Source organism: Thioalkalivibrio sp. ALMg13-2 (assembly GCF_000381185.1).
GTDB lineage: Bacteria > Pseudomonadota > Gammaproteobacteria > Ectothiorhodospirales > Ectothiorhodospiraceae > Thioalkalivibrio > Thioalkalivibrio versutus.
This window is the reverse complement of sequence record NZ_KB906112.1, coordinates 32,980-47,437: the sequence shown is the minus strand read 5'-3', so window position 1 is coordinate 47,437 and position 14,458 is coordinate 32,980. Positions and strand designations below refer to the sequence as shown.

The window sequence follows — 14,458 nt, the reverse complement described above, 5'->3', positions numbered from 1 at the left end:
GCGCCGCGCGGGCCGCGGGGTAATGCGCGCATGATCCTGCGCCGCGCCGAGCGTCTTATCGCCCGCGAGCTGCTGGTCACGCAGACCGCGGTCACCGTCGTGCTGTTGCTGGTGATCATCGGCGGCGTGTTGGGGCGGGTGCTGCGCGATGTCGCCGAGGGCAGTATCCCCGTGGATTTCCTGCCGGGCATGGTCGCCTTCGGCGCGTTCAAGGGCATTGTGTTCCTTTGGCCGGTGGCTCTGTTCCTGGCCTTCATGCTGGTGCTGGGCCGGTTGCAGCGCGACAGCGAGCTGGTGGCGCTGCAGGCCAGCGGCATGTCCTTCGCCGCGTTTTATCGCGCGCTGTTCTGGGTGGCTGCGCCGGCTACGCTGCTGTTGCTGGTGCTGATGACGCTGGTGGTGCCACGCACCGAGGCCCAGATCGATCAACTGCGCGACCTCGCCGAGACACGCTCCGATCTGGTCGGCATCACGCCCGGGCGCTTCCTGCGCTCGCGGGTTGGCGAGCAGGTCTTCTTCGCCGAGCGCTTGAGCGAGGACCGCGAGGCCCTGCTGGAGGTGTTCATCTACCGAGAGGTCGACGGCGAGGCGCAGGTGACCGTAGCCGAGCGCGCGATTCCCGACCCGGGGGCCGAGGGTAGTGGTTTCCTGATCCTCGAGAACGGCTATCGCCATGTCGGCGTGCCCGGCGAGGGCAGCTTCCGCATGCTCGAGTTCGAGCGACTGCGGACCCAGATCACCGAACCGGATGCCGGGGCCGGGCGGCGCTCGCTGAACGCGATGTCGACGCTCCAACTGTGGGCGGAGCGTGATCGGCCGGAACACCGTGCGGAGCTCGAATGGCGCATTGCGATGCCACTGTCCATCCTGGTGCTGACCCTGATTGCACTGCCGCTGGCCCAGGTGCCGCCCCGTTCCGGGCGTTATGCCCGCATCCCGGCGGCCATCGGGGTCTACGTGCTGTACGCGAACTTCCTGATCCTGGGTCAGGGGCAGCTGGCGGATGGCCGTACGCCACTGGCCCTGGGGCTCTGGTGGACGCACGGGCTGATGCTGGTTTTCTGGCTATGGCTGGCCTGGCGCAAGGGCATGCTGGGCCTTGGCCGGGGAGCGGGTGGCGGCCCTCGCCGCGTGGAGCGTGACGAGGTGGCTTCGTGACGACCGTACTGGGTCGCTACATCATGCGTCAGGTCCTGATCGGGACGGCGCTGGCCGTGGTCCTGCTGGTGGCGCTGGATGCGGTCTTCGCGCTGATTGACGAGCTGCGTGACACCGGGCGTGGCAACTATGGCCTGACCGAGGCGCTGCTGTATGTGGCGCTGACCCTGCCGCGGCGGATGTACGACATGCTGCCCCCGGCGGCGCTGCTGGGCGGACTGCTGTGGCTGGGCAATCTGGCTGCCAACAGCGAGCTGACCGCGATGCGGGCCGCCGGGATGACGCTTGGGCGCTTCATCGGCTGGGTGATGCAGGCCGGGCTGGTGGTCGTGGTGGTGATGGTGGTGGTCGGCGAGTTCTTCGCTCCTGCGGCCGAGAGTCGTGCACAGAACCTGAAGGCCAGCGCCTTCGATGAACAGCTGAGTGTGAGCCCCATCGGGCTCTGGGCGCGCGATGGCCAGCGTATGGTGCAGGCGGATGCGGTGCTGCCGGGCAACCGCCTGATCAGCGTGCGCATCATCGAGGTGGATGCGAACCGCGAGCCGCGCGAGATTACGCGTGCGCAGAGCGCGCAGTACGTGGACGGGGCCTGGCGGCTGCAGGGCGTGGAGCGTTCGCGGCTGTCGCTGGAGCGCGTCGAGCCCGAACGCCTGGAGGAGGAGGTCATCGAGCGCCTGATCGCGCCGGAGTACTTCGACATTCTGGTGGTCGAGCCCAGCCAGATGGCGGCGCAGAACCTGGCACGCTACATCGACTACCTGCAGGAAAATCGCCTGGACTCGGCCCCCTACGAGGTCGCGTTCTGGCAGCGACTGACCCTGCCGGCCAGCACCTTCGTGATGCTGCTGCTGGCGATCCCGTTCCTGTTCGGCTCGCAGCGCGAGGGTGGTGCCGGGCGGCGCCTGTTCATCGGTATCGCCATCGGCGTGTCGTTCGCCATCGTGATGCGCGCGATGACCCATTTGGGGCTGGTCTACAACCTGCCGCCGGTGGTTGCGGCGAGCTTGCCGGTGGTGCTGTTCCTGATTTTCGCGCTGGTGGCGCTGCAACGCATGGGACGTCAGACATGAGGGTTTGGCTGCGCGGCGGGTTCCTGATCGTGCTGGCGGCCCTGCTGGCGGCCTGTGGTGGCGCGGGCCCGGGCGACTTCGAGCCACTCCCGCGCCAGGCCACGGTGCTCGCCTTCGGCGACAGCGTGACCCACGGGACCGGGGCGGGTTCGGGCGAGGACTATCCGGCGCGGCTGGCGGCGATCACCGGCTGGACACTCATCAATGACGGGGTGCCGGGCGACCGCGCCAGCAGCGCCCGCGGGCGCCTGGAGCCCAGCCTGCGCGAACACCAGCCGGACCTGGTGCTGATCTGGCTGGGCGGCAACGACTTTCTGCGCCAGCGCGATCCCGCCGCGGTCAAGGAGGATTTGCGCGCCCTGGTGGCAGCGGTGCATGAACACGGGGCCGAGCCATTGCTGCTGGGGGTGCCGCGGGCCTCGGCCCTGGGGGCCGCCACCGGGCGCCTGCGGGACGATCCGATCTATCGCGAACTCGCCCGCGAGGAACAGGTGGCCCTGATCGAGGGCGTGCTCTCCGGCGTGTTGTCCGAGCGCGAGCTGCGCGCCGACCCCGTGCACCCCAACGCCCGTGGTTACCGTCGCATCGCCGACGAGATTGCCGAGGCCCTGGACGACCTCGGCCTCTGGCTCGCCCCCTGAGGGTTGTTCAATTAGCAACGAGCTTCAGCCCATTGCAGGGAACGTTCTCCCAAAGGCAGGCTCCTTCCGCCGCGGTAGGGTGCTGTTGAGCGCAGCGAAACGCACCATTTCCCGCGTTGTGCCCGTTCCTTGATGGGATTCGCTGCGCTCATCCCATCCTACGCCCCTACGATCCGGCGGCTGGTTGAACGTGATCGCTCATCAGGACGGCTTTTGACCTTGCCCGTCTTCGTGTGCTTCGTGGTGAAACAAACAACCGGTCCGAGATCAGCTCTTGCGGTTCTGTTTCCAGCGCGGCTTGGCGAGACCCTGGATGCGTACCAGTTCGGTGCTGGAGAGCCAGTCGTGCAGCATCCAGCGGCGCGGGTGGAACTGCGACAGGCCGAGCGCGAACAGCGCCGCCGCCGTGACCACGGTGATCGCCACGGCGCCGTGCTCGCGCACCGCCCAGATGGCCATCAGGATCACCAGCCACTGGGCGACCGCGACCAGGTAGCGCAGCGTCGCCTGCCAGGCATTGACTGCGTGGCCCCCCTCGATGCGCAGCTGGATGTTCCAGGCCTGCATGCCAAGCGTCTGTCCGGTGCGGGTCCAGAACCAGTAGAAGAAGCCCCAGGCCACGATCAGGTTGAGCACGAAGTGCACACGCGGCGAGTACAGCCCGGTGGTATTGCCGAGGACAACCACCAGCAGGCCAAGGACCATCCAGATCGCCACCAGCAGCAGGGCATCGTAGACGATGGCGGCCAGGCGGCGGAGCAGGCTGGTCGGCTGGCCGTCGACGGACGAGGCGGCGGTTTCGGTCATGGGATTCCCGGATGGTTCTGGATTTGGCCGCAGGCGCGGAGTGGGCGTAGTCTTGCCGTATGGAGCGACGCTTTCAACGTATCCCTCTGGAATTTCCGGCTACCCTGCTCACCGACGGCGGGGACTGCGCGGTTCGCGTGGAGGATATCTCCCTGAAGGGGGTGCTGCTGGAGGGCGCGGATCTTCCGGTCCTGGCCGATGGGGACGAGGTCAGCGTCGATATCCCGCTCAGCGGCGAGGCGCGCATCACCGTCGAGGGCCGCGTGTGCTGGCACGAAGGCCTGTGGCTGGGCGTGGAGATCGAGGCGATGCCGCTCGAATCCGCCTCGCACCTGCGGCGCCTGGTCGAGCTCAACCTGGGTGACGAGGCCCTGCTGGAGCGGGAATTCGCCGCGCTCGTCCAGTCCCCCTGAGCGCGGCCGGCAACCCGGATCACACCTCCGGGAAGATCTCCCGGAACGGCAGCACCTCCACCCAGTCCCCCGCCCGGGCCCCGCTGGACTCGCGGGGCAAAACCACGTAGGCGTTGGCCTCGCTCATCGCACGCAGCTGGTGCGAGCCCTGGCCGCCGGCGGCGCGGACCACCCAGCCGCGGTCGTCAGTCTCGAGTAACGCGCGCTGGAAGTCCTTGCGGCCCGGGGTCTTGTACAGATCCTCCAGCAGGCGGGCGTTCAGGGTCTGCGGCTCGGTCGCGTCGCGCCCGGCCAGCTGCAGCAAGGCCGGGCGTACCAGCAGGGCGAAGGTGGTCATCACCGCCACCGGGTTGCCGGGCAGGCCGAAGAAATGCGCGCGGCCGAACTGTCCGAATGCCAGTGGCCGTCCGGGCTTGATCGCCAGCTTCCAGAAACCGACTTGTCCCGAGGCCTGCAGTACGCGGGTCACGTGATCGGCATCGCCCACCGAGACGCCCCCGGTGGTGATGATCATGTCCGCGTCCGCACCGGCCCGGGTCAGGGCTCGTGAGACCTCCGCCTCGGTGTCGCGGATCACGCCGTAGTCCAGTACCTCCACCGGATAGGCGCTCAGCAGCGCGCGCAGGGTGTGGCGGTTGCTGTCGTGGATTTGTCCCGGGCCCAGCGGTTGATCGACGGGGACCAGTTCGTCCCCGGTCGAGAAGAAGGCCACGCGCGGCCGGCGCAGCACGCTTACCCGGGCGATACCCTGACTGGCCAGGACCCCGATCTCGGCGGCGCCGATGCGCTGCCCGGAAGCATATAGCGGGCTGCCGGCGGCGGTGTCACTGCCCGGTCCACGGATGTTGTGTCCCGTTGTCAGGCCGCCGTTTTGCAGGGTGATCGATTCCCCGTCCCGCTGCACCTGCTCCTGCATGATGACCAGTTCGGCCCCGGCCGGGACGACCGCGCCGGTCAGGATGCGCAGGCACTGGCCGGGCTGCAGCTCGCCATCCCAGGGATGCCCGGCCGCCGATGTGCCCACCAGTGCGAGACAGGCCCCGTCCGTTGCGTCCGCGGCGCGCAGGGCGTAGCCATCCATGGCCGAGACCGCCGCCGGTGGCACGTCGATGCGTGCGTGAATCGGCTGGGCCAGGGTGCGCCCGAGGGCCTCTTCCAGCGTGACCTGTTCGCTCTGGGTGATCGTCCGGCAGGCCTCCAGGATCGCGGCACGGGCCTGTTCCAGGGTCTTGGCGCTGGGGTCGAATTCGTCGCAACCGGGGGCAGCCTCGGGCATGGGATGTCTCCGCTTCAGGGATGGATATTCAGGTAGTCGATGATGAAGGCAGCCACTGCGTCGGGGTCGTTGACCGGCAGCAGTGGGCCGTCGAAGTCCAGGATCGGGGCATCGGTGGCCACCGCGATCACCCCGGCGACCTCGCGGTACAGCGGCGGCTTGCCGACCGACGGGCGGTGCACCTCGATCTTCGGCAGGTCCCACTGCTTGAAGCCCTCGACCAGGATCAGGTCGGAGCGTCGCGGGTCCAGCCGCGCGCACAGCATGTCGAGATCCGGCACGCGGCCGTCGTCGGTCTCCGGCGTCTCCACCATCAGGGCGTAGCGTCGCCCGGAGGCGACCAGCATCTGGTCCGCCCCGGAGTGGCGCAGCTCAAAGCTGTCCTTGCCCGGCTTATCCACGTCGAACTCGTGGTGGGCGTGCTTGATCATTGCCGGGCGCAGGCCACGGGCGCGCAGGGCCGGGATCACGCCCTTGAGCAGGGTGGTCTTGCCGCTGCCGCTCCAGGCGGCGAAGGCGATGCGGGGCAGGGGCGAGGGGATGGTCGGTTGGGTCATGGGCGTCGTTCCCGGGCACTGCGGTTCGGGATCGAGAGTATAGCGATCATGATCAGTCCCTCCCCAGGTCATCCGGTGTGTTGATGTTGGCGAACGCCTGCGGCTGATCGGAGAAATCGACGGGGATTGCCCCCATGTCGCGAAACCAGCGTCCTGCGGCCAGGGACCCGCGCTCCAGGTCGTCCAGCAGGGCCTGCGCCAGGGTCGGGCGCAGCAGCGCGAACAGCGGCTGCAGCCGTTCGCCGTCGTGGGCGACCGCGGCCGGGGCGTGTTCCCGGTCCACGGCCTGTTGCAGGCGTTCGCCGAGATCCCGCGGGCAATGCGGGGCGTCCACCGGGGCGCACAGGAGGTTCTGGCCGGGGAAGGCTGCGAAGGCCGCCGCGATCCCGGCCAGCGGGCCGCGGTAATCCGGGTGCCGATCGCACAGACAGGGAAACCCCAGCGCCCGATAGCGGTCGATATCGGTATTGCTGCTGATGGCCAGCTGTGCGGCCTGGGGCTGCAGGCGCTCGATCGCGTGTTCGATCAGCGGGCGCCCGTGGTACTCGACCCAGCCCTTGTTGCACCCGCCCATGCGGCGGCCCTGGCCGCCGGCCAGGATCACGGCGGTGAGGGTTTCGGGCGGGGTCTGCATTGCCTGCGTTTCCATGCGGGTCTGCGGGTTCGGCGCCGGTCCGGGCTTTGGTTTATCGTGGTGGTGTCGGCTGTCGCGTGTGCGCACGCAGTGTACGACGAATCCATCCTGACGGGAGAGGAAGCCCATGCGGGTTCCATTCGGGCGCAACGCGGGACAGGGCGGATGGCGCCCTTGGCGACATCTGTTGTGGCTGGCCTTGCTGGTGCTCGGTGCGGGCTGGCTGGTCGCGGCGAGTATGGCCGATACCGGGGATCGCCACGGCCTAATGCTGACCGTGGAGGACGCCATCGGCCCGGCCACCGGCGATTACATCCGTCGCGGCATTGAACGCGCGGAGGCGGAAGACGCCGAGATCCTGATCCTGATGCTGGATACCCCCGGCGGACTGGATTCCAGTATGCGCAGCATCATCAAGAACATCCTGCAATCGGACGTGCCGGTGGTGACGTATGTCCACCCGGCCGGCTCGCGCGCGGCCAGTGCCGGGACCTACATGCTCTATGGGTCGCATGTTGCGGCCATGACCCCGGCCACTAATCTGGGGTCGGCCACGCCGGTGCAGATGGGGGGCGGTGGGCTCCCGGGCATGGATCCGCCGGAAGCGGGCGAGGACGCCCGCGACGACGAGGACGCCGACGAGGCCCGTGGCGACGAACGCAGCGACGACGATGCGGACGAGGCGCAAGCGGGCGAAAACGGAGCGCCTGACGGCGAGGTGGAGCCGGCCAGCGAGGAAGAGCTGCTGGAGGACGAGGCGGCCCCGCGGCGTGGCGACGACGCGATGGGGCGGAAGGTGCTGGAGGACGCGGTCTCGTACATCCGCGGTCTGGCCGAGCGTTATGATCGCAACGCCGACTGGGCGGAGGAGACGGTACGCGAGGGTTCCAACCTGACCGCCTCCGCGGCGCTGGAGCAGAACGTCATCGACTTTGTGGCGGACAACCTGGACGACCTGCTCGCCCAGATCGACGGGCATACCGTGCGCATGCACGACGGTGAGCGCACACTCTCCACCGAGGGACTGGAGATCGTGCGCATGGACCCGGACTGGCGCACCCAGTTGCTGTCCGTGATCACCAACCCGAACATTGCCTATATCCTGATGCTGCTGGGGATCTACGGCATCATCTTCGAGCTGGCCAATCCGGGCGCGATCTATCCCGGCGTGATTGGCTCGATCGCGCTGATCCTGGCGTTCTTCGCGCTGCAGGTGATGCCGGTGAACTATGCGGGTCTGGCGCTGATGCTGCTGGGGATGATCTTTATGGTCGCGGAGGCCTTTGTGCCCAGTTTCGGGGCCCTGGGCATAGGAGGAATCGTGGCGTTTACAACCGGTTCGATCATTCTGTGGGACGACCCCAACCTGAATGTGGCCCTGCCGCTGGTGATCGGCACGGCCATCGCCATCGGCATCCTGTCGGTCTGGGTGTTGGGCCGGTTGTTCAAGCTGCGTGGAAAGAAGCCCGCCACCGGTTATGAAGAGATGATCGGCATGGTCGGCGAGGCACGCGAGGACTTTGAACGCAGTGGCCGGGTCTGGGTCCACAGCGAGCAGTGGAACGCGGAGACCTCGGCACCCGTGCGCGAGGGGCAGAAGGTGCGGGTGACCGCCATCGACGGACTCAAGTTGCAGGTCGAACCCGCGACCGAAGAGGACACTCCGGGCACTGCATCGACCGGCTGACCGGCCGGTGCAGTACTCACAACGTAGAAGGAGCAGGACATGAACGATCTCGGTTTCTTTGTCGTTCCGCTAGTCATCCTGATCGCCATCATCGTGATGTCGATCAAGGTGCTGCGCGAGTACGAGCGTGGCGTCATCTTCTTTCTGGGGCGGTTCCAGGCAGTCAAGGGTCCGGGCCTGATCATCGTCATCCCGGGCATCCAGCAGATCGTGCGGATCGACCTGCGCATCATCACCCTCGACGTACCCAGTCAGGACGTGATCTCCCAGGACAACGTGACGGTACGGGTCAACGCGGTGCTGTACTTCCGCGTGGTGGATTCGGCCAAGTCGGTGATCCAGGTGGAAGACTACTACGCCGCGACCAGCCAGCTCGCGCAGACCACATTGCGCTCGGTCCTCGGCAAGCATGATCTCGACGAGATGCTCTCCGAGCGCGACAAGCTGAACAACGACATCCAGGAGATCCTGGACTCGCAGACCGACGCCTGGGGCATCAAGGTCACCAACGTCGAGATCAAGCACGTCGACCTGGACGACTCGATGATCCGCGCGATCGCCCGCCAGGCCGAGGCCGAGCGCGAACGCCGCGCCAAGGTCATCCACGCCGAGGGCGAACTGCAGGCGGCCGAGAAGCTGGTGCAGGCCGCGCAGAAGATGGAAGCGAGCCCGGCCGCGCTGCAGCTGCGCTACCTGCAGACCATGGCCGACATGTCGACCAACGGCACCGCCAACAGCATCTTCTTCCCGCTGCCGCTGGAACTGACCAAGGTGTTCGAGAGCCTGGCCGGAAAATTCCGCGCCGAGACCCCGGGGGCACCGGGCAATCCGGGCAATCCCGGGGGCGGCCAGCCGTAACGCGTGACCAGCGCCGAGACGACCTCGTCGCCCCTCGATCGTTTCCTGGACGAGCTCTGGGCGGTCGAGGGGCTCTCCGATCACACCCTGGCGGCGTACCGCCGCGACCTGGAGGGCCTGGCGCACTGGCTGGAGCCCAGGGGCGTGGACCTGGAGACCGCCGGGGCGCCCGACCTGCTGGGGTACATCAGCGCGCGCATGCAGGCCGGGGCCCGGCCGAAGTCCATTACCCGGGCGCTGTCCAGCATCCGGCGTTTCTATCGCTATCGGGTCTATCAGGGCGAGCGCGAGGATGACCCCAGTGCCGGGATCGAATCGCCCCGCGCCGGACGCCCGTTGCCGGCCAGTCTGTCCGAGGCCCAGGTGGACGCCCTGTTGCAGGCGCCCGATCTCGAGACTGCGGTGGGCCTGCGTGACCGCGCGATGCTGGAGCTGATGTACGCCACTGGCCTGCGCGTGTCGGAACTGGTGGGCCTGGAGCAGTCGGAGGTGAACAGCCGTCAGGGCGTGGTGCGCATCACCGGCAAGGGCGACAAGGAACGCCTGGTGCCGCTGGGCGAGGAGGCGGCGCACTGGCTGGCCCGTTTCCAGCGCGAGGCGCGGCCGGACCTGATGGATGGCCACCCGCCCTGCGAGGCGGTGTTTGTCACCCGCCGCGGGCGCGGGCTGACGCGCCAGGCCTTCTGGTACCGTATCAAGGCTCATGCACGGAGTGCCGGCATCGAATCGCCATTGTCGCCGCATACCCTGCGCCACGCCTTCGCGACCCACCTGCTCGATCACGGGGCGGACCTGCGCGTGGTGCAGATGCTGCTGGGCCACAGCAGCCTCTCGACCACGCAAATCTATACCCACGTCGCACGCGCCCGTCTGCAAAGCCTGCATGCGGAACATCATCCCCGCGGCTGACGTCTATTACGCACTCTTGCCAGCTTTCGCAGGTTCCCCGCGTGGGGGCTGCTAGACTGGCTCTGTTTTCTGTACTGACACGAGAGAATCCATGCTCCTGAAACGCGTTCTTCCCCTTGCCGCGGCCCTGGCCGTGTTCAGCACCCCGGTCATGGCGACCGATGCCATCGAGGAAACCATGGCCCGGGTGATTCCGGATGCCGAGGCCGACAGCATCCGGGAGACCCCGATGGCTGGCATCTACGAGGTGCGCTACGGCACCGATATCCTCTATGTGTCCGGGGACGGCCGCTATCTGATTCAGGGCAACCTGGTCGATCTGGACACCCGCGAGAACCTAACCCAGGCCGCGCTCAGCGGGGTGCGCGCCGACATGTTCGCCGCCATCGGCGACAGCGAGCTGGTGACCTACTCGCCGAACGGTGACACTCGCGGTGTGCTGAACATCTTCACCGACCCGAACTGCCCCTACTGCCGCGAAATCCACCAGGACCTGCCGGAGTATCTGGCGGCTGGCATCAAGGTGCGCTACCTGATGTTCCCGGTCCTCGGTCGCGATTCTCCGGAGATCATGGATCGCATCTGGTGCGCGGATGACCGCGAAGACGCGATGGATCGGGCCAAGGAAGGCGACAAGCTGAACGACATCGACGGCAGCTGCGCCACGCCGCAGGATCAGCACATGGCCATGGGCCAGCAACTTGGGCTGCGCGGCACCCCGGCACTGATCACGGAGAGCGGACAACAGATGTCCGGCTACCAGGAACCGCAGGCGGTGATCGAGCGCATCCTCGGCAGTAACTGATATCCAGGCGCCGGGTCGCGCATTGCGATCCGGCTGCGGGATGGAGATGACATGCTTGAGTATCAGCTGAACGTCGAACGGGTGGACGCGCACGGCAGCCTGGCGCACGCCAAGCAGGCCGAAGTCACCCTGGACACCGACATGGACGGGCGCGACGATGCCCTGAGTCCGCCGGAGCTTTTGCTGGCGTCACTCGGTGCCTGCATGGTGCGCGGCATCCAGCGCGCCCTGCCGATGCTGCGCATGGAGGTGGACAGCATCTCCATCCAGTTGCGCGGCTGGCGCCAGGACGACCCACCGGCCATCGCGAAGATCGAGTATCGCGTCGAGGTCGGCACCGATGCCGATGAGGAAATGGTCGAGCTGCTGCACCGCAACGTGCAGAAGGGCACCATCTACTCCACCCTTGCCGCCGGCACCCAACTCACCGGCGAGGTCGTCGCCAGGCAATAGGTCGTGCAACAGGTGGGAAGCCCCCTGTGGGAGCGAGCTTGCTCGCGAAGCCCCCGCCCGCGCTTGACCTGCACACCGCGGTTCCCGTCGCAGGGGAATCTCGGATCGATGGTGGTTGACCAGCGCCCGATCGCCGAGGGGCTCGGCTCCTGCACGTCGATATCCGGGGATACCGACGTGCAGGAGGCCAGCCTCTGGCCGATGGGGCGTGGTCGAGGCCATAGCCGGTTGGAGGGATGCTGCGCCGGCAACCGGGCCCTGTTCAGTAGAGCAGCGACGCCATCTGCCGTCGATACTGCCCGACCAGCGGGTGGTCATCCCCCAGCACCTTGAACGCGGCCAGCAGGCCCTGCTGGCCGGCCCCATCGTTATAGGCGCGGTGCTGCTTCATGAGTTGCAGGTATAGCCCCAGCGCCTCCTCGGCGCGTCCGGAGAGCATCGCGTAGGCAGCCATCTGCTCCAGCGCCTCGGGGCGCGGGTCGCCTTTCTGCAGTTCTTTGGCCAGCGCCTGCGGGTCGACGCCGGCCGCCGTCTTGGCAAACACCAGGCGGGCGCGCAGGGTCTTGGCCTCTTCCTTCTCGCTTTGATCCAGCGGCAGTTTGGCGAGTTCGGTCTCGGCCGCCTCGGGATCGCCGGACTGGGCCAGGGCGCGCGCCAGCTCGATGCGCAGGTCGCCGTTGTCGGGGTCCTCCTCCAGCGCGGCCTTGAGGGTCGCCAGGGCGCCGTCCACGTCGCCGGTCTTGGCCTGCTCGCGCGCCTGTTCGATCAGCTTGTCGGAGGGCTTCTCCAGGTACTGGTCGATCATCGCGCGGATGTTCGGCTCCGGCTGCACGCCCATGAACTGATCCGCCGGCTTGCCGTGGCGAAAGATCATGACGGTCGGCAGGCTGCGCACACCGTATTGCTGTGCCAGGGCCTGCTGCTCGTCGCTGTTGACCTTGGCCAGGCGGAACTTGCCGGCGTACTGCGTGGCGAGCTGCTGAAGTAGCGGCATCAACTGCTGGCACGGTCCGCACCAGGCGGCCCAGAAATCCACGACCACCGGGCGCTGGTGGGACTCGTCCAGCACCGCTTGCTGGAAGTTTTCCTGCGTGACGTCGAGGATATCGTCGCCGGTTGCGCTTGCGGCTTCTGCCATGGGAACCCTCCTGAAACACTTGAATACGAAATCTGCACAGCATTGTTGGGATCATGGGGGCGATTGCAAGCAGCCCTGATTTGCTACCCTTCGCGCATCCGCGAGTGCGCAATCGACACAGGAACCATCACGTGAGCTATTCCGCATCCGATATCGAGGTCCTCGAGGGGCTGGACCCGGTGCGCAAGCGCCCGGGCATGTACACCGACACGACCCGCCCGAACCACCTGGCGCAGGAGGTGATCGACAACTCGGTGGACGAGGCGATCAGCGGCCACGCCAAGCGCATCGACGTGATCCTGCACAAGGACGACTCGGTCTCGGTCAGCGACGACGGCCGCGGCATGCCGGTGGACCTGCACCCGCGCGAGAAACGCCCCGGGGTCGAGGTGATCCTGTCCACCCTGCACGCGGGCGGAAAGTTTTCGGACAAGAACTATCAGTTCTCCGGCGGCCTGCACGGGGTTGGCGTGTCGGTGGTGAACGCGCTGTCGAAGCGGCTGGAGATCCAGATCAAGCGCGATGGGCGCGAGTACCGCATGGCCTTCGCCGGCGGTTACAAAACGCAGGACCTGGAGGCGGTCGGCGACGTCGGCAAGCGCAATACCGGCACCACGCTGCATTTCTGGCCGGACCCGCAGTACTTCGATTCGCCGCGGTTCTCGGTGCCCCGACTCAAGCACATCCTGCGCGCCAAGGCCGTGCTGTGCCCGGGCCTGACCGTAACCTTCCGTGACGAGACGACTGGCGAGGCCTGCGAATGGTGCTACGCCGCCGGGCTGCGTGACTATCTGGTGGAGGCCCTGGATGGTCTGGAGCGCCTGCCGGAGGAGCCGTTCATGGGTTCGATCGCCGGGGCGACCGAGGCCGCCGACTGGGCCGTGACCTGGCTGCCGGAGGGCGGCGAGGTGGTCAGCGAGAGCTACGTAAACCTGATCCCGACCACCCAGGGCGGTACCCATGTGAACGGCCTGCGCACCGGCCTGACCGAAGCGGTCCGCGAGTTCTGCGAGTTTCGCAGCCTGATTCCGCGCGGCATCAAGCTGGCCCCGGAGGATGTCTGGGAGAGGGTGGCCAGCGTGCTGTCGTTCAAGATGCAGGACCCGCAGTTCGCAGGGCAAACCAAGGAGCGGCTGTCCTCGCGCCAGGCCGCGCCGTTTGTTTCCGGCGTGGTCAAGGACGCCTTCAGCCTGTGGCTGAACCAGCACCCGCAGCAGGGCGAGCGCATCGCGGAACTCTCGATCCAGAACGCACAGAAGCGCCAGCGCGCCGGCCGCAAGGTGGTGCGCAAGAAGATTACCCAGGGCCCGACCCTGCCGGGCAAGCTGGCCGACTGCGCCAGCCAGGACCTCGAACGCACCGAGCTGTTCCTGGTCGAGGGCGACTCGGCTGGCGGCTCCGCCAAGCAGGCGCGCGATCGCGATTTCCAGGCGATCATGCCGCTGCGCGGCAAGATCCTGAATTCCTGGGAGGTGGACCCGGACCAGGTGCTCGGCTCGCAGGAGATCCACGACATCTCCGTGGCCCTGGGCGTGGACCCGGGCCAGGCCAGCCTGGACGGGCTGCGCTACGGCAAGGTCTGCATCCTGGCCGATGCCGACTCCGACGGCGCGCATATCGCCACGCTCTTGTGCGCATTGTTCCTGAAGCACTTCCGGCCGCTGGTGGAGCGGGGGCACGTGTATATCGCCATGCCGCCGCTTTATCGTGTGGACGTCGGCAAGCAGACCTTCTACGCCCTGGACGACGACGAGAAGGCTGGCGTGCTGGAGCGCATCGAGGCAGAAAAACTGAAGGGCAAGATCTCCGTGACCCGTTTCAAGGGGCTGGGCGAGATGAACCCGCTACAGCTGCGCGAGACCACCATGAACCCGGACACCCGGCGTCTGGTGCAGCTCACCCTCGACGCCGCCGACGACACCATGCAGCTGATGGACATGCTGCTCGGCAAGAAACGCGCCGGCGAGCGCCGCGCCTGGCTGGAAGGCAAGGGCCACCTGGCCGACGTCGCCGTCTAGCTAATTCAGAGGCCCTGCCGACGGCCGGAAAGAG

Annotated in this window: 15 protein-coding genes; 10 read left to right on the top strand and 5 right to left on the bottom strand. The window is 67.3% G+C overall.

Features of this window, described 5'->3' with window-relative positions:
- Positions 1–30: 30 nt before the first annotated feature.
- Genes lptF through F618_RS0109480 form a run of 3 tightly spaced genes read left to right on the top strand, consistent with a single transcriptional unit; the run spans position 31 to position 2,869 of the window.
- Complete coding sequence (gene lptF, locus F618_RS0109490; protein ID WP_019568427.1) at positions 31–1,158, top strand: LPS export ABC transporter permease LptF; 1,128 nt, start codon at positions 31–33, stop codon at positions 1,156–1,158.
- Positions 1,155–2,228, top strand: coding sequence for an LPS export ABC transporter permease LptG (gene lptG / locus F618_RS0109485; protein WP_018938791.1), 1,074 nt, complete (start codon positions 1,155–1,157; stop codon positions 2,226–2,228). Before lptF ends, lptG begins: the two co-directional genes overlap by 4 nt.
- Positions 2,225–2,869: a GDSL-type esterase/lipase family protein gene (locus F618_RS0109480; RefSeq protein ID WP_018938792.1), complete on the top strand. Its 645-nt coding sequence runs from the start codon at positions 2,225–2,227 to the stop codon at positions 2,867–2,869. The genes lptG and F618_RS0109480 overlap by 4 nt, the downstream gene beginning before the upstream one ends.
- A 267-nt stretch (positions 2,870–3,136) precedes the next feature.
- Here the strand turns inward: F618_RS0109480 and F618_RS0109475 are convergent, their stop codons facing one another.
- Positions 3,137–3,676, bottom strand: coding sequence for an RDD family protein (locus tag F618_RS0109475; RefSeq protein WP_019568426.1), 540 nt, complete (start codon positions 3,674–3,676; stop codon positions 3,137–3,139).
- A gap of 59 nt (positions 3,677–3,735) precedes the next feature.
- Between F618_RS0109475 and F618_RS0109470 the strand changes: the two genes are divergently transcribed.
- Positions 3,736–4,089, top strand: a complete 354-nt coding sequence (locus F618_RS0109470; protein WP_018168181.1) for a PilZ domain-containing protein — start codon at positions 3,736–3,738, stop codon at positions 4,087–4,089.
- Positions 4,090–4,108: 19 nt separating this feature from the next.
- Here the strand turns inward: F618_RS0109470 and glp are convergent, their stop codons facing one another.
- The 3 genes from glp to mobA are packed head-to-tail and all read right to left on the bottom strand — an operon-like array spanning position 4,109 to position 6,556.
- Positions 4,109–5,365, bottom strand: a complete 1,257-nt coding sequence (gene glp / locus F618_RS0109465) for a gephyrin-like molybdotransferase Glp (protein ID WP_018168180.1) — start codon at positions 5,363–5,365, stop codon at positions 4,109–4,111.
- A gap of 14 nt (positions 5,366–5,379) precedes the next feature.
- On the bottom strand, positions 5,380–5,922 hold the full coding sequence (gene mobB, locus F618_RS0109460; RefSeq protein ID WP_019568425.1) for a molybdopterin-guanine dinucleotide biosynthesis protein B: 543 nt from the start codon (positions 5,920–5,922) through the stop codon (positions 5,380–5,382).
- Between the two features lie 52 nt (positions 5,923–5,974).
- Positions 5,975–6,556, bottom strand: coding sequence for a molybdenum cofactor guanylyltransferase MobA (gene mobA / locus F618_RS0109455; RefSeq protein ID WP_018168178.1), 582 nt, complete (start codon positions 6,554–6,556; stop codon positions 5,975–5,977).
- Positions 6,557–6,683: 127 nt separating this feature from the next.
- On the opposite strand from mobA, the gene F618_RS0109450 reads away from it, so the two are divergent.
- The 5 genes from F618_RS0109450 (at position 6,684) to F618_RS0109430 (ending at position 11,268) form a co-directional block, all read left to right on the top strand.
- Positions 6,684–8,243, top strand: coding sequence for a nodulation protein NfeD (locus F618_RS0109450; protein ID WP_026331209.1), 1,560 nt, complete (start codon positions 6,684–6,686; stop codon positions 8,241–8,243).
- Between the two features lie 39 nt (positions 8,244–8,282).
- Entirely contained in the window at positions 8,283–9,101 is an 819-nt protein-coding gene (locus tag F618_RS0109445; protein ID WP_018168176.1) for a slipin family protein, read from the top strand.
- 3 nt (positions 9,102–9,104) lie between these two features.
- On the top strand, positions 9,105–10,010 hold the full coding sequence (xerD, locus tag F618_RS0109440) for a site-specific tyrosine recombinase XerD (protein WP_018168175.1): 906 nt from the start codon (positions 9,105–9,107) through the stop codon (positions 10,008–10,010).
- Between the two features lie 91 nt (positions 10,011–10,101).
- Positions 10,102–10,815 (top strand): DsbC family protein, encoded by a 714-nt coding sequence (locus F618_RS0109435; RefSeq protein ID WP_018168174.1) that lies wholly within the window; start codon positions 10,102–10,104, stop codon positions 10,813–10,815.
- A gap of 51 nt (positions 10,816–10,866) precedes the next feature.
- Positions 10,867–11,268 (top strand): OsmC family protein, encoded by a 402-nt coding sequence (locus F618_RS0109430; RefSeq protein ID WP_018168173.1) that lies wholly within the window; start codon positions 10,867–10,869, stop codon positions 11,266–11,268.
- A gap of 262 nt (positions 11,269–11,530) precedes the next feature.
- On the opposite strand, the gene trxA is transcribed toward F618_RS0109430, so the two are convergent.
- On the bottom strand, positions 11,531–12,406 hold the full coding sequence (gene trxA, locus F618_RS0109425) for a thioredoxin (RefSeq protein ID WP_019568423.1): 876 nt from the start codon (positions 12,404–12,406) through the stop codon (positions 11,531–11,533).
- Positions 12,407–12,537: 131 nt separating this feature from the next.
- Between trxA and parE the strand changes: the two genes are divergently transcribed.
- Positions 12,538–14,424, top strand: a complete 1,887-nt coding sequence (gene parE, locus F618_RS0109420; protein ID WP_019568422.1) for a DNA topoisomerase IV subunit B — start codon at positions 12,538–12,540, stop codon at positions 14,422–14,424.
- The last annotated feature ends 34 nt before the right edge of the window (positions 14,425–14,458 follow it).

Coding starts and splice junctions, on each gene's coding strand:
- F618_RS0109450 (WP_026331209.1), top strand. CDS start 6,684: ATGCGGGTTCCATTCGGGCGCAACGCGGGACAGGGCGGATGGCGCCCT.
- mobB (WP_019568425.1), bottom strand. CDS start 5,922: ATGACCCAACCGACCATCCCCTCGCCCCTGCCCCGCATCGCCTTCGCC.
- lptF (WP_019568427.1), top strand. CDS start 31: ATGATCCTGCGCCGCGCCGAGCGTCTTATCGCCCGCGAGCTGCTGGTC.
- F618_RS0109470 (WP_018168181.1), top strand. CDS start 3,736: ATGGAGCGACGCTTTCAACGTATCCCTCTGGAATTTCCGGCTACCCTG.
- trxA (WP_019568423.1), bottom strand. CDS start 12,406: ATGGCAGAAGCCGCAAGCGCAACCGGCGACGATATCCTCGACGTCACG.
- F618_RS0109435 (WP_018168174.1), top strand. CDS start 10,102: ATGCTCCTGAAACGCGTTCTTCCCCTTGCCGCGGCCCTGGCCGTGTTC.
- F618_RS0109480 (WP_018938792.1), top strand. CDS start 2,225: ATGAGGGTTTGGCTGCGCGGCGGGTTCCTGATCGTGCTGGCGGCCCTG.
- mobA (WP_018168178.1), bottom strand. CDS start 6,556: ATGCAGACCCCGCCCGAAACCCTCACCGCCGTGATCCTGGCCGGCGGC.
- F618_RS0109445 (WP_018168176.1), top strand. CDS start 8,283: ATGAACGATCTCGGTTTCTTTGTCGTTCCGCTAGTCATCCTGATCGCC.
- F618_RS0109475 (WP_019568426.1), bottom strand. CDS start 3,676: ATGACCGAAACCGCCGCCTCGTCCGTCGACGGCCAGCCGACCAGCCTG.
- F618_RS0109430 (WP_018168173.1), top strand. CDS start 10,867: ATGCTTGAGTATCAGCTGAACGTCGAACGGGTGGACGCGCACGGCAGC.
- glp (WP_018168180.1), bottom strand. CDS start 5,365: ATGCCCGAGGCTGCCCCCGGTTGCGACGAATTCGACCCCAGCGCCAAG.